Here is a 19,469-nt window from a genome sequence, read left to right on the forward strand (position 1 = left end):
TTCTAGAAGCGGAAAGTGAGGTCGACGAGCAGACGCAGATCGGTCTCCCGATCACCGTCGTAGGGCCGGTTGATCACACTGAACAAGCCGCCCACCTCGAACACATCGTTCCAGGCATAGCGTTGCCCATAACCGAGCAGGGCCATGCCGCCGGTGCCGTGATCACGCTGGCTGTACGTCCCCGCGCCGGCCTGGAATTGCTGACTCCAGGAAGTTTCGTAGCGGTGGTAGAGCACGTGATTGACGTTGACCAGCGGCATCACGCTGAGGTCGGATTTGGGGTTGAAGTACGGCACGTCATCGGACTTGGAGTTGTGGCTGGTGCCGACCTCCAGACCGGCGTCGACCTGCACGTTCGGCGCGCTGTAGACGCCCTCGCGACCGGTGAGCAAGGCTTCGACGCGATTGTTGCCGTCGCTGAAATGCGACGGGCTGACCGACAGACGCCACTCGCGGCTTTCGTTGGCGCGCCAGCGGATGAACCCGCTGCCGCCATTGGCCTTGATATCGCTGTTGAGCGCGCGCAGCGGCGTCTCGGCCGACAGATATTCGAGGCTGCCGCCGTACTGCCAGTGGTCGTTGATGTCGCGGGCGATTGCCAGACGCGCGCCCTGCTTGTCGCCAAAACCGTAATCGTGATTGGACACTTCTGCTTCGAGGGTCATGTCACGAGTGCGGCGTTCCAGGCCAACGCGCTGGAAGCGGTGGTGACCGGTGCCTTCGGTGAAGTCGCCGGTGGCATAACCGGCCCCGGCAAACACCCGCCAGTCTTCAGCGATCGGCGGGCTGTACAGCGTGGTCTGAATGCCGAAATCGCGGCTGCCGCTGACGGCGCCTGCATCGCTGTCGCCGCCACCGTTGGCTTTGCCGCCATAGGCTTCGACGCGCAGTTCGGACATGTCGTGGACTTCACGCTCGCGCGCCAGACGCTGCACTTGGCGGTTATCCGGATAACGCGCGACGACGTCGTCGGTCAGCGCATCCATTTGCCGCCATTCCTGCAATTCCATCGCAGTGTGCGCCTGGCCAATTTCCAGGCCCATGTCGCGCGGCACCATGCTCTCGGTTTCCTTGAGCTGCATTTCTGCGCGGCGCGGCCAGTTGCGGGCCAGGTACAAATCGGCCTGAGCCATACGCAGACCGGTGTTGCCCGGTGCCTGATCGACCAGTGTCTGCAAACGTTCTTCGCCATGGGGCAGATCAGAACCATAGGTGCCGGCCTGCGCCGCCAGTTGCTGGGCGTCCATCCATTCATCGTTGGGGTTGCCGATCGGCAAGCCCTTGAGTTCGATGCGCGGGCGCTGCGACCTGGCGGCGTCCTCAGCGACTTTACGTGCCTCATCGGCGCGGTCACTTTCCAGCAACGCGTAATACAGCGCGGTGGTGTCTTCGAGGCGGTCACCGACATCGGCGTCCGGTGCAGCCAGCACCTGGCGATAGAGGTCGGTGGCGATTTCCGGTTCGCGCTGATCCAGATAAGACGCTGCCACCCAACGCTGGGCGTAGGTCGGAATCTTCACGCCTTCGGCTTGCAACTTCTGGTACTCAGTGATGACGTCGGCGGTGCGCGCCCGTGCCTTGAGCGCGCCCATGCGGTCGATACGCCAACGGGTCACGTCGTCCTTGGCGCTGGTGTCCGGCGTCCAGGTGGCGAGCAGTTTGTCGTAGTCGGCCAACGCGCGGTCGGCGATCACGTAGCGCTCTTTCTCACTGCGAGTGGCGAGTTCGGCAAGGCGTACGCGCTCGGCAGCAAGATCGCCTTCGAGGCGGCGCAGGGTCACTGGATCGATCAGACCCGGACGTTGATTGGCCAGACGCAGCGCCGGCTCTGGCAGACGCGCCTTTTGCAACGCGACCACGTATTCACGGGCGACTTCCGGCTTGCTGCCGGCGCGCTTGAAGGCTTGATCGTATTCGAACAGCGCGTCGTATTGCTTGCCCGCGCGGGACAGCGCATAACCCAGCGCCAGACGGCGGGAAGGATCATCAGGTTTGGCTGCGACCAGCGCTTTGGCGCGGGTCACCGCTTCATCGGGTTTACCGGCATCAGCCTGGGTCAGGGCTAGCCCGAGTTGCAGGTCGGCGTTATCCGGCTCCAGCGCCAAAGCCTTGTTGTAGACCTGCGTGGCTTGATCCCAACGCTTGAGGTTGCGATACGCGCGGGCGGTGGCGGTCAGTGCCTGCACCGGCAGGACACGGTCACGGCCCTGGGTTTCATAGACCTGCACCACTTCGCCATCTAGTCCCGCCCAACTGGCGATTTGCAGGTGATCGCTGATCTGCCCGGTGGTCGATTGGCCGGGTGGTACCTGACGCAACACCGTCAGCGCCGGCGTGGTTTGCCCGGCACGGGCATCACGGACCATCTGATCGTAGGGTGTGTCGGCAAACGCCAGCGCCGGCCAGAGCAATTGGCTGCACAGCGCGACTCGAAACAAAGGGCGTAAACCACGATGCAATACAGGAACATCAATACGCGGCATTCGTCAGCATCCTTACATGGCCAGCCGGGTCGCAATGCCCTCCTTGCCCTTTCGTAACGGTGGCCGCCCATGCACATGCAACGGCCAAGCTTAGTCAGGCAGTCTTGCACGCAAGCGTAGACCAGAATCCAGAACACAATAATTGTTCAGAATCGTCCCGACGGTTACGCCGGGACAGCCAAAACCCGAACGCCAGACAGCAAAACGCCCGGCGTCTGTAGCATCCAGAGGCCGGGCGTTGCTATTAAGAACGCAGAATTACTGCACTTGCGTGACGCCTGCGAACTTGCTCATCAGGAAGCCGACGAACTGCTCGACGGTCATCTTCTGGCCGTTGAATTCGACCTGATTGGCGGCGTAATGCAGCTTGGTCACGACGTTTGTGCCGTCGACGACGGCCAACTGCGAACCGACCGCCATGCCGGCGAACATGTCGGCCGCTTCCTTGGATTGGTCGACGATGGCTTTGGCGTCAGTCTGACCATCCAGTTGCGCCTGCACGCTGAGCAGATCGACCAGCATCGGCTTGGACACCTGGATATTCAGGTCAAGCAGCGCAATCAGTTGTTTACCCAGTTGATCCGGCGGCAGATCCATTGATTGCGGTTTGGTCAGGTCAATCACCAGATTGGCCTTGCTCTCGCCGTTGGCGGTGTTGAACGAGAGGTTTTCCAGCGCAAACTGTGGGCCGGCAGCCAGCAGTTTCTGCAGGTCAGCTTTGACCTGGGCGTTTTCAGCCTCGGTCAGGTTCAGCTCCGGCGCTGGCAGGCCTTGGGCTGCTGCCTCGGCGGCGGCTTTTTCGTAAGGCTGCAGTTTGGTCTGGTAAATCTGCATCAGCGACATCGTCGACGGGATGTCGAGGTTTTTCAGGCTCATGGCCATGTTGGCCGAACCGATTTTCTTGTCGTTGAGGCTGACTTCGCCAATCTTGTAATCGGCGCGACCGGAGGCATTGCTGCCGTTTTCTTCGGTGAGGTTCTTCATTTCAAACTTCTTCACACCCAGCACCGACTGCTTGGGCCCGAAGGTGGTTTTGCTGTCGGTCAGCTCCAGAGTGTTCTCGCCGGTGTAGTAGCCGTAGCTGCTTTTGGCGAGGTTGCTGGCCAGGGTCAGACCGTTGAGTTCGACCTGCACCGGCGCCTGATCTTCAGCCACCGTGACCAGTTTCAGGTTGTCCATGTAGCCGTCAGCCTTGACCTTCTGCGCCTGCGCGTTGGCCGAGATATTCATGGTCAGGCCGGAGAATTTCAGGCTCGACTGCTCATCCAGTGCGGTTTCGAAAGGCAGCAGGTCGAGGGTGCTGGTGGTGGATTCGTCGTAGCCGATGCTGGTCACGCCTTTAAGCGGAGCGGCGCCCTTGGTGGCGGCGAACCACTTCTCGGTGGCCGGGTTCTTTTCCAGCTCGTAGTTGCTGGTGGCCATGACCGGCAGCCATTTCAGCGAAACCAGGCGCGAGAACGGTAGCGGGCCGTGCTCGATGTGGTCGACGAACAGCAATTCGACCGGCTTGTCGCCAAACATCTCGCCTTCACCCTTGAGGCGGTAGTGCGCTGTGCTGGTGAAGGTATGGCGGTCGAGCGACACCAGTTCCAGCGACGCGCTGCCGTTGGAACCGGCCATCGCGGTTTGCAGCTCTTTGTTGGCATTGCTGACGGCGTTGTTCAACACGCCTTCGATCTTGGTCCCGGTGTACCAGGCCCCGCCTGCGCTGATCGCGCCAATGGCAACAACAATTCCGAGGAGCACGCCTGCTGATTTATTCATGAATGACCTGATCGATTTCCGTGGCTGTGAGTGTGGTCGTCTTCCCTGAACCCGTGACCGGGTCGCGGCTCGACTGCGCTGAAATTAGCGATGGAGATTAGCACCGGGCGCGCAAGGTGGCCCAATGTTTAAAGGTTAAAGAGTGTCTATGGGAATTGTGGACAGTCGACAGGCGGGAAGAGTTTCGGTGTTTTTTAGGGCGCTATCGCGAGCAGGCTCACTCCTACAGGGGAACGCATTCCAAATGTAGGAGTGAGCCTGCTCGCGATGAGGCCGGTCGATTCAGCCGAGAATCAGGAATACTGAACCTCGATTTCATCCAGCTGATGATCAAAGCTTTTGAGTCGCGCGGTCCAGGTGTAGACCAGCACTTCAAAATCCCGATCGATCACCGCCCCGCCCGGCCCGTCAGCGCGCGGATCGCAGAAATCCAGTTGATAACGCTCACGAGCCATGGCCGTGGCGACATCGGATAATTCGCGGGCGTTGTTCAACCAATGCCAGCCCTCGTTATCGATCTGCTTGTCGAGTTCCAGGCACTGTTTTTTCAGCGCTTCGAGGCTTTTTTCCAGCGGCGTGCCGGTGAGTTCGCCCATGACTTCGGCGAAGGTGCGCCCCGGTTGCCAGTAACTGCCCCAGAAATACCGGTCGAAGACCGTTTCGACCCGGCGCAGGGCGACTTTGGTGTCCCAGATCAACACCAGGGTCTTGCCCTGTTCAAGCTGGCGTTTCTTGACCCGCTGCACCTGAACCGATGCCCACGCCACGACGACGATGGCCATGACCGCGATCAGCGCGACAGCGCTGTCGAGAAAGACCATGGCCTTGTCGATCTGATGGGCCAGCATGATGCCGTAGAAATAGGTGGCCGAGAGCAGCATCAGTGCTACCAGGGCGCACCAGAAGCCGAGAGCGTAAGGGTTTTTCATTATTGGTTTCCCCTAGACCAGCGCTAGCAATGTGCGCTGAAGGGGCGCTTTGCACGGGGCGCCCCTTCAACACTTCAAAGCATAGCAACGGCCTCAGGGTTTGCCGGGGCTTGGAGCGTTCGTTCGTCCGCTTTCCCAACCGCCGCCCAAGGCGAGGAACAAATCGATCTGGCTCATCGCAACCTGGGTGTTGGCGGCGGCCAGTTGCGCGGTCACATCGGTGTAGGTGCGGGTTGCTTGCAGGTCAGCCAGGAACGACTCGCGGCCGGCCTGGAAGAAGCGGTGGGTCTGGTCTGCGGCCAGTTTCGCCGATTGCTCGGCATCGGCCAGTGCGTCGCGCCGCTGAAGTAGTGCGGTGTACTGAGCGAGGCCGGTCTGGGTTTCGCGAATGGCGTTGAGCACCACGCCGTCGAAGTGCGCCAAGGCGCCTTGGGTCGCCGCTTCTGCCTCGCGGATTCGCGCGCGGGCGCCGTTGGTCGGCACCTTCCAGCTCAGCGACGGGCCAAAGCCCCAGCGGTTGGTCGACGGATCACCGAGGTCATCGAGAATGCCGACAGTGCCGATGGTCGCGCCGATGCTGATGTCCGGGTACAACTCGCCGGTGGCCACGCCGATGCCGGCGGTCGCGGCGGCCAGACGTCGTTCCGCCTGACGAATGTCCGGGCGACGTTTGAGCAAAGCGGCGCCATCACCGACCGGCACCAATTGAGCGATTTTCGGCAGTTCAGCGCAAGTCGCGGTGCCGGCCGGCAATTGGTCGACCGGTTTCGCCAGCAACATCGACAGACGGAACAACCCGGCCTGACGCGCCGCTTCATAACGCGGCATCTCGGCGCGCAGGGATTTGAATTGGGTTTGCGAACGGGTGACCTGGGTTTCATCGCCACGCCCGGCGTCGCGCAAACGCTGGATCAGCGTAGTGCCTTGGGACTGCAGGTCGAGGGAATGCTGGGCGATTTCGCGTTCTTCGTTGGCCGCGCAGACTTGGGTGTAGGCGCGAACCACGTCCGCGACCAAGGTGATGCGCGCGGTATCGGCGGCGGCTTGGGTCGCGTCGGCGTTGGCCTTCGCGCCTTCGATGCCTCGCTGCAACGTGCCCCACAGGTCGAACTGATACGAGGCGCTGATGCCGATGTCACCGATGTTGGCCACCGGGACTTTTTCCGGCAGCAAGAATGCCTGACCGGATTCCTGCAAACGCTGGGCACCCATTTTCACCCCGCCGCTCCAGCCACCGGCTGCTTCGGCCTCATCGACCTGCGCACGGGCGCGCTGCAAATTGGCAGCGGCGACGCGCAGATCGGTGTTGGAAGCCATGGCCTGCTGCACCAGTTGATCCAGACGCGGGTCTTTATATAGCCGCCACCAATCCGCCGGTACTGGCGCCGACACCACAGGTTTGCCGGCAACGGCCAGTTCGCCCTGAAAATCCTTGCGTTGCACTGCCGCGTCTTCCGGCACGTAATAGTCCGGGCCAACCATCTGACACGCCGACAACATCACGCCCAACCCGGCGATCATCAGGGCCCTGCTCATTGCGCGGGCTCCTGCTTTTTATCGTCGACTTTTGAGTCTTCAATGATCGACACCGTAGCGGTACGCCCGGCGATCATGCGGAAATCTTCCGGCACATCATCAAAGGCAATCCGCACCGGGATCCGCTGCGCCAGCCGCACCCAGCTGAACGCCGGGTTGACGTTCGGCAGCAGGTTGCTGCCGCTGGTGCGGTCGCGGTCTTCGATGCCGGCGACGATGCTTTCGACATGCCCGCGCAATTTCGCACGGTCGCCGATCACACGGATATCCACCGACTGACCGACATGAATGCCGTCGAGTTTGGTCTCTTCGAAATAGCCGTCGATGTGGAAGGAATTGCTGTCGACCACCGACAACACCGGACGCCCGGCGGTGACGAACTCCTGCGGACGCGGCGCACGGTCGTTGACGTAACCGTCCACCGGGCTACGGATCACCGAGCGGTCGAGGTTGAGCTGGGCGCTGTCCACGGTGACCATGGCTTCGGCCAGTGCCGATTGCGCACGCGCGACCTTGGATTGGCTTTCTTCCAGCTGTTCGGCCGGCACCAGGTTGCCGAGGCCCCGGTTACGCTTGGCTTCGCGCTGGGCCTGGGCGAGGGTTTCTTCGCGGTCGGCAACAGCCGCTTTGGCCTGACGCAGGGCCAGTTTGAAGCGATCCTGGTCGATGCTGAACAGCACCTGGCCGCGCTTGATCAACTGGTTGTCTTTCACTTCAACCTGCTGGATCAGCCCGGAGACGTCCGGGGCGATCTGGATGATGTCGGCGCGAATGTGGCCGTCACGGGTCCACGGCGCAAACATGTAATACATCACCATGCGCCAGACGAGGACAACGGCAAAAGTCACGATCAGCAGGGTCAGTACCACGCGACCGATGGTCAAAAACGGTTTTTTCATGTCATCAGGTATCGACTGAGTGAGTCCACGCCGTACAGGAGCACGGCATAGAGGGCCACGTTGAACAATGCCCGGTGCCAGACCAGACGGTAAAAGTGCAGGCGCGTAAGCACGGCATGCACCAACAAAAACAGCACATAAGTGATGCCCATCAACACCAGCAGGGTCGGCAGGAAAATGCCGCTGATGTCCAGATCACCGATCATAGGGGCGCTCCATCGGGCAGCGGTTCTTCGGCGTCGGCACTGGAGACGAATTCGACGCCGGGCAACAACGCCAGACGCAAACCGCTCAAGGCGTGCAACAGGTTCAGACGGGTTTCATCGTCGCCGTGGCCATTGAGTGCGCGACGAGTGCGATCGAGGGTCATCAACAACGGCGCTGGCGCCGGCAAGCGTTCGCCGGCCTTGAGGCAGGCGCGGAAATACTCGCCGACTTCACTGACCACTTGCTGCAACAGCGCGTTCGGCGCGCCGGTCACCCGTGGGGTGTAGGCGAGCAAATCGAGCAGGTTCAGGCCGACGCGCACTTCGCGCATGGCGATGCCGGTGTCCTGGCCGGTGAGGGCCAGACGCGGCAGGTGCTGCATCAGTCGATCGAGCAACTGCACGCCCAATTTGCGGTGTTCGGCAAGGTTGGCCGGTTCGGTCATATGGACGATGTCTTTCCAGCTGAAACGGGTCAGGCGCTTGGCCGCCAGCTCGGCGCCGAACGGACGCGCCACCAGCGTCCAGATGAAAGCGAACAGCAGGCCGATCGGTCCAGCGAGGTTGGAGTTCACGAAGGCGAAAAAATCCGCATCGTAAGCGCCCTGAATGCTGATGAACGACGAGGTGTTGACCAGCGTCAGCAGCATGCCGAGGAAAAAACGCGGCTGCACCGTCAGCGTGCCGACGCAGATGAACGGGATGGAAAACGCCAGCACCAGCATCGGGAAGTCATGCAGGTTGGGCAGAATCAAAAACAGATAAAGGCTGGCGAACAGCACCGACATGCCGGTCCAGAAAAAGAACCGGTAAATCTGCGGTGCCGGGTCGTCCATCGAGGCGAAGAAACTGCACGCCACCGCGGCGAGAATCACCGCGCTGCCGCCGTCCGGCCAGCCGAGCAGAATCCACAGCACCGAGGCGGTGATGATCGCCAGAACGGTCGAGGCCACCGAGTAGAGCATCAGACCACGATCGATAAACGGTGTCAGCCGGCCCAGGCGCCAGTGGCGGTACACCGCGCGCCAGCTGTCCTGGCGTTCGCAAAGAATCGCGTCCTGCAGACTGCGGCAGTCTTGCCACAGATCGATGAATTCGCCGAGGCGATAAATCGAGTTGGAGAACAGCAATTGCCTGCGATCCTCAAGCGCCTCGACGCTCGGTTGCAGGGCTTCGAGCTGATCTTTCAGCGCTTGCCAGCGGTCGAGGTCGGCGTCCGGGTGACCGAGCCATTCACGGGTCGCGGCAAGCAGCGGTGCGAATTTTTCCACCAGTTCCGGCGTGCGCCGTTCGAGGGCGTAGAGCGAGTCTTCCAGCGCATCGATCACCGGTAACAGATGAATCATCCGCCCGCGCAATTCTTTGGTGTTGCGCACGGTTTGCGGTCGCGCGCCTTCGTGGGGCAACTGACCGATCATCAATTCAAGGCTGTTAAAGTTGGCGACCATGGCCATGCGCAGCGCGGTGACCTCTTCGGGCTGCACGTCGCGGCTGAGGAATTTCAGGCTGTAGGTCGTTGCGTCGGCGAACCACTTGCTCACGGCATCGTTGAACACCGGCGCCAGACGCCGTGGCCAGAACATCGCACCGACCACCGCAGCGACGGCGATGCCGAGGAAAATCTCTTCGGTCCGCGCTTCGGCCACGTCCCACACCGCCAGCGGGTTATCCACCACCGGCAAGGCAATCAGCGGCAAGGTGTAACCGGCGAGCATCAATGCGTAGTTGTTGGCCGTGCGCAGTTGCAGGGACAGGAACAGTAAAATCCCCGTCCACAGCGCGATGACTACCACCAGCACATACGGGCTCTGCACGAACATCGGCACGAAAAAAACCGCCGCCGCGGCACCGAGAAAAGTCCCGATGGCGCGGTATAGGGCCTTGGAACTGGTCGGCCCGAGAAACGGGCTGGAGACGATATACACCGTGGCCATCGCCCAATACGGACGCGGCATTTGCATAAGCAAAGCGATGTACAGCGCGATCATCGACGCTGCAAACGTACGGACCCCGTAGAACCAGTCGCGGGCCGGCGGAATGCCGGAGAAAAAACCGTTCAAGAATTGATCACCACAGGCGGATGGGCCGCCTCAAAAGCTCTGAGTACCCGAAGCGTAGCCTCCAGATCGCTCTGGTCGATGCCCTCAAGCACTTCATGACGCAGACGCACTAGTTCGATCTCCACCGCTTGCACCAGTTCACGACCGGTGTCAGTCAGGCTCAGGCACTTGGCGCGGCGATCCTGGACATCTTCGGTGCGGCAGACGTAGCCGGAATGACACAACTGATCGAGCAGACGCACCAGCGACGGACTCTCCATCCCGGCCGCCTGCGCCACCTGCACCTGGCGCACGCCCTCGCCCAAGCGGCCGATCATCAACAACGGCACGGCGCAGGCTTCGGAGATTCCATAGTTGACCAGCGTGGTCTGGCAGATCTTCCGCCAATGCCTGGCGGCCACCACCATGGCACTGCTGATGTTCATCTGGAGAGCGTCGAGATCGTTCGGCACGAGGAAATGCACACTGTTAGTTTGCTAACTATCAATATCGCATTGGAGGGGAATTTCAGTCAAGTTTTGAAACAAATTGCCTACTGGGGCGAAGAGAGCCGCCGCTGAGAGATAAATCAGCGCTTTTTTGCATTCTCATAAACGCTACTGCGCTCACGTTTACCGACCGCTACGACTGAAACGACGACCCTCTCGTCAATGACCTGATAAACCAGACGATAGCCTGAAGCCTTCAATTTGATTTTGTAGCAATCAGGCATTCCATGAAGTGCGTCAGCGGAGACTCTGGGCAGCTTCAATCTCTCACCCAGCTTCTTTTTTAATTGTTCTCGTAGTGTATGACCCAACTTGTTCCACTCTTTGTGAGCGGATGGCAAAAATTCGAGCTTATAGGTCATCCAGGCTCACCGAAATTGGCGTCTCATGGCTGCGGGCGCGAACGATTTCAGCAAGCTCCAAATCATCAAGTCGCTCCATCATTGCTTCGTACACATCCGCTGGCACCATATAGCCCATAACGCGATTGTGGTTAAGAACAGCCACGGCACCGCCATGCGCACCGCTCAGCACAGCGGAAGGGTTTTTCTTTAATTCTGAGACACTGACAGCCATATCGGCCAGAACGTTTTGCATAATAAAAGACCTCAATTGAGGTCGTGATTTTGGTCTATTTTTTGATCCTCAACAACCGTTCCACTCAATTGAATGACAAGAGGTTGGCTTTCAGTCAGCTCTCACGCCCCTTGCGCAACAACACATTCAACTGGTCCACCACCTCCGCCCAATCGGCGTCATCCAGAATCTCGTCACGCAAGAACTGCGACTGGCTCTTCGTCCAGAAAAACGCATCAGCCAGGTGCAGCTCTGGTTTGAGCGGGGAATGGGTGGTGAGGAATTTGTCGATGTTGACCGGATCATCCGGAAGGCCGAGTTGTTTGAACAGGGATGGCAAGCTGTGCGTTGGGCTTTCCATTGAGCAATTCCTTGATGAATGGGGTGTTTGGAAGATTATTCGCGAGCAGGCTCGCTCCCACAGGGGAATGCGATCAACCTGTGGGAGCGAGCCTGCTCGCGAAGGCGTCAGTGCCTGCGCCACAAAACCTAATCACTCAACTCCCGCACCTCGGCATGCGGCACCATCTTCAGAAACTCGGGCATGCTCATGTGCAGCAGATAATTGTGGTTGCCCGCCTCCAGGTAAATATCCTTCTGCCGCGTCAGCAGCGGGTCGATGACCATGTCGAGCCCGTAGGAATCGCCCAGCGGCGGCACCGCGCCGCGCTCGCAGTCGTCGAAGATGTGCGCCAGATTGCTTTCGCGGGTCAGTTGCCATTCGCCACTGAGGCGCACCTTGCTCAGGTCAAGGTGACGGCTGGCCGGCAGCACGGCCATCAGGTAGTGCCCGTGGTGGTCGTCGAGGATGATCGATTTGGCCACGCGCTCGGCGGGCACCCCGGCGACCCGTGCGGTTTCCAGGCTGCTGGACGAGTGTCGGTGGGCGACGATGTCGTATTCGCAGTGCGCCCGGTTCAGGCTGCTCTGCACCTTTCTTGCCATACGCATGATGCACCTCGGTGTTGCGCTGAACGGTGATTGCCGTGTCTTTGAGTCTAGTTCGGCGGGTGTTTGGCGCAGGGAAATCCGCTCACCGGACATATCTGCACATTGATCAAAATTCATACAGGACAACCCTCAACTAGACTGAAAGAACCAGCCCATGACGCTCGCGGAGGGTCACGTGAACAGCCGATGTTGTGCGTTTGTCTTACTCCTGCTGATCAGCGGCTCAGCCCTCGCCGCCGACACCCCGTTGCCGCCGATGAGTCCGGCCGGTTTGTGGCTGATTACCTTGGGCATCGTCTTTCTGATCGCCGAAGCGGCGCTGCCCAACTACGGCGTTATCGGTCTGGGCGGGATCATCATGTTCGTGATCGGCGCGCTGATTCTGAGTAACGCCGAGTTGCCGGCGCCAATGATGATCGGTCTCGGTCTGATCAGCGCCCTGCTGTTGCTCGCGCTGGTAATTCGCGCCCTGAAAACCCGGCCGCGCCACGCCGTCAGTGGCGACGCCGGCCTGCTCGGCAGCGTGACCGCGATCACCACAGTGCAACCGGGCGATGCGCGTAACGGCTGGGTGCAACTGCAAGGTGAACGCTGGCAAGTGCTCAGTGCCACGCCGCTGCGCACCGGGCAACCGGTACGCGTGGTGGCGCGCAAGGGATTGTTGCTGCAAGTGGCCGCGACTGACGCGGCACCGCTCGGAGAGTGATCATGGGTCTGCAAATCGGTTTTGTTGCGCTGCTGTTACTGGTCATTGCCTTGGCCGGCTCGACGTTTCGCATCCTGCGCGAGTACGAACGCGGCGTGGTGTTCCAGCTCGGCCGCTTTTGGCAGGTCAAAGGCCCCGGGCTGATCCTGCTGATTCCGGTGGTGCAGCAAATGGTTCGGGTCGACCTGCGCACCGTGGTGCTCGATGTGCCGCCGCAGGACGTGATCACCCGCGACAACGTGTCGGTCAAGGTCAATGCCGTGCTGTATTTCCGCGTACTCGACCCGCAAAAGGCGATTATTCAGGTCGAGGACTATCTTTCCGCTACCAGCCAGTTAGCCCAGACCACCCTGCGTGCGGTGCTCGGCAAGCATGAACTGGATGAACTGCTGGCCGAACGCGAGCAGTTGAACATCGACATTCAGCAAGTGCTCGACGCGCAGACCGATGCCTGGGGCATCAAGGTCGCCAACGTCGAGATCAAGCATGTCGACCTCAACGAGTCGATGGTGCGAGCCATCGCCAAACAGGCTGAAGCCGAGCGCGAGCGGCGGGCCAAGGTGATCCACGCCGAGGGCGAGTTGCAGGCGTCGGAAAAACTCATGCAAGCCGCGGAAATGCTCGGACGTCAGCCCGGGGCGATGCAGTTGCGCTATATGCAGACCTTGAGTTCGATCGCCGGCGACAAGAGTTCGACGATCGTCTTTCCGTTGCCGATTGAATTGCTCAAGGGCATGGCGGATTTGTCGGGGAAATCCTGAAGGTCAAAAGATCGCAGCCTGCGGCAACTCCTACAGGGGTTGGCGTTAGCCTGCGGGAGGGGTTGGGGTGAACAAGCGCGCCTTGAGTCCGCCCGCATGGACTTCGGCGCTGACCTGCCAGGTCGCGGGCAAGGGTGAGAATTCTTCCGGGCCGTCGAAGCTGCCGACCAGCCACACCCGGCCAGTTCCCGGCAACTCAGCGAGGCTGTCCAGATAGACATCGCGCGTTACCAGTGTGCCGAAGCCGTACTCATTCGGCTGCGTCGGTTGGCCATCCGCCGTCGGTGGCGTGTAAAGGCGCACCTGCGCGCCGCTGCGGTCGTAGTAGACGTAGCTCAAGTACCAGAGCATGTCGCTGGTGACGATGCGATCACCCGGCAGAAAATGCCGGTTGACGTAACTCACCACTCGGTCGAGTTGGTCGTTGCTGTCGACCGTTGCATTGTTGTTCACACCCACCAGTTCCACACCGATCAGCGCGACCAGCAGCGCCAGTGCAACCAGTCGGGCGCGGCTGTACAAACGATCAATGGCCAGCGCCGCCAGCATCGGCAAACCGAGGGCGTACGCCGTCAGGTAGCGCTCGATGAAGACCGGGGTGATGAAAGACACCAGATACACCAGCAATAGCGGCAGTCCGGTGTACAACGCCAACAGAATACTGCCGCGCGACACACTGCGATCACGCATCACCGCGACAACCGTCAGCGCCAGCAATGCCAAGGGCAACGCGGCGAAAATCAGCAGCGGCAGCGTCTCGCCATCGTCCTGAATCAGCCACGACCAGATCATCGACGGCAGCGAACTCAATGTAACAGCAGGTTCCCAACCGACATCGCCGCCGGCCTTGAGCTGTTCCATGTGCTGCATCAAGTCGAGCAGATTGGGCAGCCAAGGCAGGTACAGTACGACGATGGCCACGTTCGCCAGCCACCAGTTCCAGCGCTGGATATGCCGAAAGCGGTAACCGCGCTGGAGGCGGATGGCAATCAGATAGAGCCAGTGACAAAGCGCCGCGAGCACGGCGAAGTAGTGGGTGTAGAACGCCGCGCTCATCAACAGCGCGTAGTACAACAGATAGCGATGGCGTTGCGGGCGCCGGATCCAGTAGACCAGCGCCAGGCTTGCGGCAATCAGCAGCGCTCCGAGCAGCGCGTACATGCGCACTTCCTGGCTGTAGCGCACCGCCGTCGGTAGCAGTGCGAGCAACAATCCGGCGATAAACGCGGCGCGTCGAGTGGCTAGGCGATCCACCAGCCACACACCCAGCCCGACCGCCGCAATGCCGGCCAGCGCACTGAGTGTGCGCACCGCAAGAATGCCGTCCCCGAACAGTTCGACCCAGCCATGCAGCAGCATGAAGTACAGCGGCGGATGCACATCGAACGCAGCGTGTTGCCAGATTTCACTCAGCGAGTAGCGCGCCAGCAGCAGGCTGGAGCCTTCATCGCCCCAGATCGCCGCCGCCGTCAGGTCATAAAAACGCACGAACGCGGCCAGCGCGAGAATCGGCCACAGCCAGTGATTTTTTACCCAGCGCACCCAGCGCAGACTACCGAACCAGGAGCCGGGCGCGGCAAACGGGTCTTGCGTGTCGCCCATCGGCGTGACTCGATTGACCGCCATCGCTTCCTCTTGCCGCACCGCAGCGCCACGAGAGTATGACGCGCCAACCTGCCAATCACTTTAGGTCAGCCACAGCAGAACCGTCGATGTCGGCAGGCGCTTTCACGACACCCGGCAACCCGGCGACGATTTTCTCTTGCGGATACACCGACTCCCACCCCCCGCCCAATGCCTTGTACAAACCGACCATCGCCAGCGAAACCCCGGTCGAACTCTCGACCCACTGTTCCTGCGTCGCCAGCAACGCGCCTTGCACAGTAAGAACGTTGACGAAGTCGACCACGCCTTCGACGTATTGCTGTTGCGCGGTGCGCAGGGCGATCTGGTTCTGGCGGACGGCTTCGGCGAGGCTGTCGCGGCGGCGCTGGCTGGCGTTGTAAGCGGTCAACTGATCGTCGATTTCATGCCAGGCGCGCAACACGGTCTGCTGGTAGGCGATGGCCGCTTCCTGCTGCTGGGCTTCGCGCAGTTGCAGCACCCCGCGCAGGCGTCCACCGTCGAACAGCGGCAAACTGAACTGCGGGCCGATGCCGAAGGCACGCGACCCCCACGAACCGAAATCGCTGAGTTGCATGGCTTGCGAACCGAGGTTGCCGGACAGGGTAATGCGCGGATAGAAATCGCCTTTGGCCACGCCGATATTGGCAGTAGCGGCGTGCAGGCGCGCTTCGGCCTGGCGGATGTCCGGGCGGCGTTCGGCCAGTTGCGACGGCAGGCCGATGGCGACTTGCAGCGGCGACTGCGGCACTGCGGCGTCTGTGGATAACTCTTTGGCGAGGGCCTGTGGCGGTTCGCCCATCAGCAGGCTGATCGCGTTGATCAGTTGCGACTGGCGTTGTTCCAGCGCCGGCAGACGCGACTCGATCGCGGCGACTTGCGCGGCGGCTTCGGCGACGTCCAGGTCAGTGGCAACGCCATCGGCCAGGCGCAGTTGCGAGAGTTTCAGGCTGTGCCGGGCGACGTCGAGGTTTTCTTCGGTGACCGCGCGAGTGTTCTGTACGCCGCGCAACTGGATGTAGTTCTGCGCGGTGTCTGCCAATACCGCCAGCAACACACCGCGACGGTCGTTTTCAGCGACTTCGAGGTTGGCGTCGGCAGCTTCGGTTTCGCGGCGCACGCGACCCCAGAAATCCAGTTCCCATGAGGCGGAGAAACCGGCGTCCCACAGGTTGAAGGCGGAATCACCGTTGTGGCCGGATGGGTCGTTCAGGCCTTTGCCACTGTTGCGTTCGCGCGAGTAACTGCCGGTGGCCGCGGTGTTTGGATAGCGCTCAGCAGTGATGACCTGGCGGGCGGCGCGGCTTTGTTGCAGACGGCTGCTGGCCAGTTGCAAGTCGAGGTTGCTCTGCACCGCACGCTGAGTCAGCGCGGAGAGTTGCGCGTCGTGGAAGACCTCCCACCAGCGTTCGTTGAGGGGTTCGCTGACCGCTTGGCTGGGGGCGGACTTGGCGGGTTTGGCCCAGTCGGTGATTTGTGTGGCTTCGGGTTTCTGGAAGTCTGGGCCGACGGTGCAGGCGGCGAGACTCATTGTGAGCAAGGCACTCAGAGTGATTTGCTGCCACTGGCCTCTTCGCGAGCAGGCTCGCTCCCACCTGTTGGAATGCATTCTCCCTGTGGGAGCGAGCCTGCTCGCGAAGGCGTCGGTTCGATCAACACGGCTCATCGCTGAGTCACCTCACGCACCGACGTCGCCGAACTGGCGGTATCAATACTCGCCTCCACCGACATGCCCACGCGCAAGCGCTCGGCCAACGGCTGACCCGGTTCGAGCATGATCTTCACCGGAATCCGCTGCACCACCTTGGTGAAGTTGCCGGTGGCGTTATCCGGTTTGACTGCTGCGAAGGTCACTCCCGTGGCCGGCGCAATGCTCTCGACACGACCGGTCAGCGCTTCACCACCCAGGCTGTCGACGCGTACTTGCACCTCTTGCCCTGGCTGCACGTCGGTCAGTTGTGTCTCCTGGAAATTCGCCACGACATATGCCTGCTTCAATGGCACCACCGCCAGCAGTTTGCTGCCCGGCGTCACATAGGCGCCGACGCGCACGGCCCGCTCACCGATCATGCCGTCCTGCGGCGCGGTGATGCGGGTGTAGGAGAGTTCGAAACTGGCGATTTCCAGCGCCGCTTGTGCGTGCTTCAAACTGCCTTCGGCAGCGTCACGCTGGGCGCTGAGGATATCGACTTGCTTGCGCTCCGCCGCCAGTTTCGCCGTGGCCGTGTCGAGATGCGCCGTGGCCTGATCGATGCGGGTGCGTGCCTGTTGCGCGTTCTGCACAGTCCCGGCACCGACGCCGGCCAAATGGTTGTAGCGATTCAGTTCTTGCTGGGCGAAGGCCATTTCCGCCTTGGCCGACACCACCGAGGCTTGCGCCTGAGCGATCACCGAGGTCTGCCGCTCCAGCGTTGCCTTGGCGTTCTGCAGCTGTGCCCGCGCCACCAGGGTTTGCGCGTCCGCCGCTTCAGCCGACGCACGCAAATCACGATCATCGATCAACGCCAGCAACTGCCCGGCTTTGACCTGCTGGTTGTCTTCCACCAGCACTTCCTTGATGAAACCGGCCACACGCGGCACCACCAGGGTGTAGTCGGCGGAGACGAATGCGTCGTTGGTATTTTGCTGGGTGCGTTTGCCAAACATACCGGGCAGCGCCAGGTACACCAGCACGCCGACAGCCAGCGCGGCCGCTACAGCAACCGCGAGTTTTTGCTTTGCTTGAGTCGTCATAAAAACCTTCTGTTTCAATACAGCCATCATGTCGGTGCGCGCGGCGGATAGATCCGCGTCGGCAGCCAGAAAATCAGCAGGATCAACGCCACTGCGACGCCAGCCATGCACACGTAGAGATCGGAAGAAGTCAGCACCACGGCCTGTTCGTGCAGGCGATGGGCGAGGCCCGGATCGCTACGATCGGCCAGCGGCGAATTGCCGAGGCTGTCGACCAACATGCTTGAGTGGAAATGCAGGCGCGACGTGGTAAGCGCCTCGATCACCCCGGTGGCGACCACGGCCGACAGGCCTTTCACGGTGTTGAACCATGCCGATGCGAAGGGACCGTCCAGCGGTGTGATGCTGCCGGTCGAGAGCATCAACAGCGGCAGCACCGCCATCGGCTGACCAAAAATCTGCAGCCATTGCAGAACATAGAAGTCGTCGCGAATCCACTGCGAGGTCAGCTGCGATCCGCCCAGGCAGGACAGCGCCAACATGCTCAAACCGATGCCGAGCACCCAGCGACAATCCACCCAGCGCAGGTTGCACAGCGCGGCCACCAACGGCAGCGCAATCAGTTGCGGCAATGCGGCGATGAGCATGATCGGCGCGGTCTGCACCGGGCGATAACCTTGCACCTGGGCCAGATAGCTCGACGGAATCAGCACCACCGCCAACAACACCACCAAAACGCCAGCCAGGGTCATCAGTGCGAACGAAAGGTTGCGGATACCGAGCATCTGCAATTTGAAAAACGGAATCGGCTGCGACCATTCGTTGATCAGAAACGCCACCAGCAGCAGCGAGCCGGCGCCGAGCAATCCACAGATCAGGCTCGATTCGAACCAGTCCAGCCGATTGCCTTGCAGCAAACCGATCACCAACATGCAGATCGCCGGAAAGCCCAGCAGCAGACCTTTCCAGTTGAACGATTTGAGGCGTTCCAAACGCAGCGGGTCCTGCGGAATGCCCCACGCGACCATCGCCATGGCGATCAGGCACGGCACGATGATCTGCCAGAACGTCCATTGCCAGCCGACGTATTCGGTCCATAAACCGGCCAGCGGCGTGCCGAGACCGGGGCCGAATGTCGCCGTTAGCGCATAACCGGCCAGACCATAAAGCTTGATGTTGGCCGGCAAAAAGCGCAGGGCGACGGTCATCAGCATCGGCGGTAACGCACCGCCGGCGAGGCCTTGCAGGATGCGCATCAGCAGCAGGCTTTCGTAATTGGGGGCGAACGGGCACAGCACGCCGAGCAGAGTGAACAGACCGATCGCGCAGAGGGTGAAGCGGCGCAGCGAGAAGGTCACCGAACACCACGGCGCGAAGGCCATGGCCGCGACCGAGGTGGCGGTGTAACTGGCGACCAGCCAGGTGCCTTCGTCGTAACCGATGCTCAGCGCGCCACGGATGTCGGCCAGGGCCACCTTGGTGACCATCTCGTTGAGGCCCGACACCAGCACTGCCAGCAACACGCCGACCAGACCGATGATGATCCGCGCCCCGAACACCGGTGGCGTGATCGCCTTCGCCGGGCTGGCCGCAGCGATGGGCGCTGCCGCCGTCAGGGATGTCATGAATACTCACTCCGGAGGGAAAAATACCGGAGCATCTTAGTCGGGCTTGGCAATGACGAAAATTGACTTATTGGCAGGTTATAAGTGCGCCAGACACAACAATGAACATCCCTTGTGGGAGCGAGCCTGCTCGCGAAGGCGTCGGGTCAGTCAATATCATGGGTGACTGATCCAGCGCTTTCGCGAGCA

At 61.1% G+C, this 19,469-nt stretch carries 18 protein-coding genes; 2 read left to right on the top strand and 16 right to left on the bottom strand.

Translation table 11 applies throughout. The annotated features are described in order from the left end of the window. Positions 1-2: 2 nt before the first annotated feature. The 12 genes from pgaA to ACIPIZ_RS08265 all read right to left on the bottom strand — a co-directional run bounded on the left by pgaA (position 3) and on the right by ACIPIZ_RS08265 (position 11,892). A complete protein-coding gene (gene pgaA / locus ACIPIZ_RS08210) occupies positions 3-2,483 on the bottom strand; it encodes a poly-beta-1,6 N-acetyl-D-glucosamine export porin PgaA (protein ID WP_401164901.1) in 2,481 nt (826 codons plus the stop codon). A gap of 258 nt (positions 2,484-2,741) precedes the next feature. After that, the gene (locus tag ACIPIZ_RS08215) at positions 2,742-4,247 is read right to left on the bottom strand and encodes a YdgA family protein (RefSeq protein WP_064389054.1); all 1,506 of its coding nucleotides are present in this window, start codon (positions 4,245-4,247) and stop codon (positions 2,742-2,744) included. Between the two features lie 293 nt (positions 4,248-4,540). Further along, entirely contained in the window at positions 4,541-5,176 is a 636-nt protein-coding gene (locus tag ACIPIZ_RS08220; protein WP_064389055.1) for a hypothetical protein, read from the bottom strand. A gap of 93 nt (positions 5,177-5,269) precedes the next feature. Further along, complete coding sequence (locus ACIPIZ_RS08225) at positions 5,270-6,712, bottom strand: efflux transporter outer membrane subunit (protein ID WP_122661195.1); 1,443 nt, start codon at positions 6,710-6,712, stop codon at positions 5,270-5,272. Beyond that, positions 6,709-7,611, bottom strand: a complete 903-nt coding sequence (locus ACIPIZ_RS08230) for an HlyD family secretion protein (RefSeq protein ID WP_064389057.1) — start codon at positions 7,609-7,611, stop codon at positions 6,709-6,711. The genes ACIPIZ_RS08225 and ACIPIZ_RS08230 overlap by 4 nt, the downstream gene beginning before the upstream one ends. After that, positions 7,608-7,817 carry a DUF1656 domain-containing protein gene (locus tag ACIPIZ_RS08235; protein ID WP_236430529.1) on the bottom strand — a complete coding sequence of 70 codons (210 nt, stop codon included), beginning with the start codon at positions 7,815-7,817 and terminating at the stop codon, positions 7,608-7,610. The genes ACIPIZ_RS08230 and ACIPIZ_RS08235 overlap by 4 nt, the downstream gene beginning before the upstream one ends. Beyond that, positions 7,814-9,877, bottom strand: a complete 2,064-nt coding sequence (locus tag ACIPIZ_RS08240; RefSeq protein WP_401164904.1) for an FUSC family protein — start codon at positions 9,875-9,877, stop codon at positions 7,814-7,816. Before ACIPIZ_RS08240 ends, ACIPIZ_RS08235 begins: the two co-directional genes overlap by 4 nt. Further along, positions 9,874-10,302: a MarR family winged helix-turn-helix transcriptional regulator gene (locus tag ACIPIZ_RS08245; RefSeq protein WP_177330940.1), complete on the bottom strand. Its 429-nt coding sequence runs from the start codon at positions 10,300-10,302 to the stop codon at positions 9,874-9,876. The genes ACIPIZ_RS08240 and ACIPIZ_RS08245 overlap by 4 nt, the downstream gene beginning before the upstream one ends. A 143-nt stretch (positions 10,303-10,445) precedes the next feature. Continuing rightward, the gene (locus ACIPIZ_RS08250) at positions 10,446-10,727 is read right to left on the bottom strand and encodes a type II toxin-antitoxin system RelE/ParE family toxin (RefSeq protein WP_401164906.1); all 282 of its coding nucleotides are present in this window, start codon (positions 10,725-10,727) and stop codon (positions 10,446-10,448) included. Next, positions 10,717-10,962, bottom strand: a complete 246-nt coding sequence (locus ACIPIZ_RS08255; protein WP_064389060.1) for a type II toxin-antitoxin system Phd/YefM family antitoxin — start codon at positions 10,960-10,962, stop codon at positions 10,717-10,719. The genes ACIPIZ_RS08250 and ACIPIZ_RS08255 overlap by 11 nt, the downstream gene beginning before the upstream one ends. A gap of 94 nt (positions 10,963-11,056) precedes the next feature. Next, on the bottom strand, positions 11,057-11,302 hold the full coding sequence (locus ACIPIZ_RS08260) for a DUF2789 domain-containing protein (protein WP_105708622.1): 246 nt from the start codon (positions 11,300-11,302) through the stop codon (positions 11,057-11,059). A 128-nt stretch (positions 11,303-11,430) separates the two neighbouring features. After that, positions 11,431-11,892, bottom strand: coding sequence for an aminoacyl-tRNA deacylase (locus ACIPIZ_RS08265; RefSeq protein ID WP_064389062.1), 462 nt, complete (start codon positions 11,890-11,892; stop codon positions 11,431-11,433). A gap of 154 nt (positions 11,893-12,046) precedes the next feature. On the opposite strand from ACIPIZ_RS08265, the gene ACIPIZ_RS08270 reads away from it, so the two are divergent. Both ACIPIZ_RS08270 and ACIPIZ_RS08275 read left to right on the top strand, forming a co-directional pair. Continuing rightward, on the top strand, positions 12,047-12,598 hold the full coding sequence (locus ACIPIZ_RS08270; RefSeq protein WP_064389063.1) for an NfeD family protein: 552 nt from the start codon (positions 12,047-12,049) through the stop codon (positions 12,596-12,598). 2 nt (positions 12,599-12,600) lie between these two features. Continuing rightward, positions 12,601-13,359 (top strand): slipin family protein, encoded by a 759-nt coding sequence (locus tag ACIPIZ_RS08275; RefSeq protein WP_007917711.1) that lies wholly within the window; start codon positions 12,601-12,603, stop codon positions 13,357-13,359. A 45-nt stretch (positions 13,360-13,404) separates the two neighbouring features. Here the strand turns inward: ACIPIZ_RS08275 and ACIPIZ_RS08280 are convergent, their stop codons facing one another. From ACIPIZ_RS08280 to ACIPIZ_RS08295, 4 genes are read right to left on the bottom strand one after another with little or no spacing between them, the layout of a single operon-like run. Continuing rightward, on the bottom strand, positions 13,405-14,985 hold the full coding sequence (locus tag ACIPIZ_RS08280; RefSeq protein WP_401164908.1) for a glycosyltransferase family 39 protein: 1,581 nt from the start codon (positions 14,983-14,985) through the stop codon (positions 13,405-13,407). Between the two features lie 55 nt (positions 14,986-15,040). Beyond that, positions 15,041-16,648: an efflux transporter outer membrane subunit gene (locus tag ACIPIZ_RS08285; RefSeq protein ID WP_401164910.1), complete on the bottom strand. Its 1,608-nt coding sequence runs from the start codon at positions 16,646-16,648 to the stop codon at positions 15,041-15,043. Next, a complete protein-coding gene (locus tag ACIPIZ_RS08290) occupies positions 16,645-17,715 on the bottom strand; it encodes an HlyD family secretion protein (RefSeq protein ID WP_122855634.1) in 1,071 nt (356 codons plus the stop codon). The genes ACIPIZ_RS08285 and ACIPIZ_RS08290 overlap by 4 nt, the downstream gene beginning before the upstream one ends. 26 nt (positions 17,716-17,741) lie before the next feature. Beyond that, on the bottom strand, positions 17,742-19,280 hold the full coding sequence (locus tag ACIPIZ_RS08295; RefSeq protein WP_401164912.1) for an MFS transporter: 1,539 nt from the start codon (positions 19,278-19,280) through the stop codon (positions 17,742-17,744). Between the last annotated feature and the right edge of the window lie 189 nt (positions 19,281-19,469).

It is taken from the genome of Pseudomonas sp. NPDC087690, assembly GCF_044743175.1.
GTDB lineage: Bacteria > Pseudomonadota > Gammaproteobacteria > Pseudomonadales > Pseudomonadaceae > Aquipseudomonas.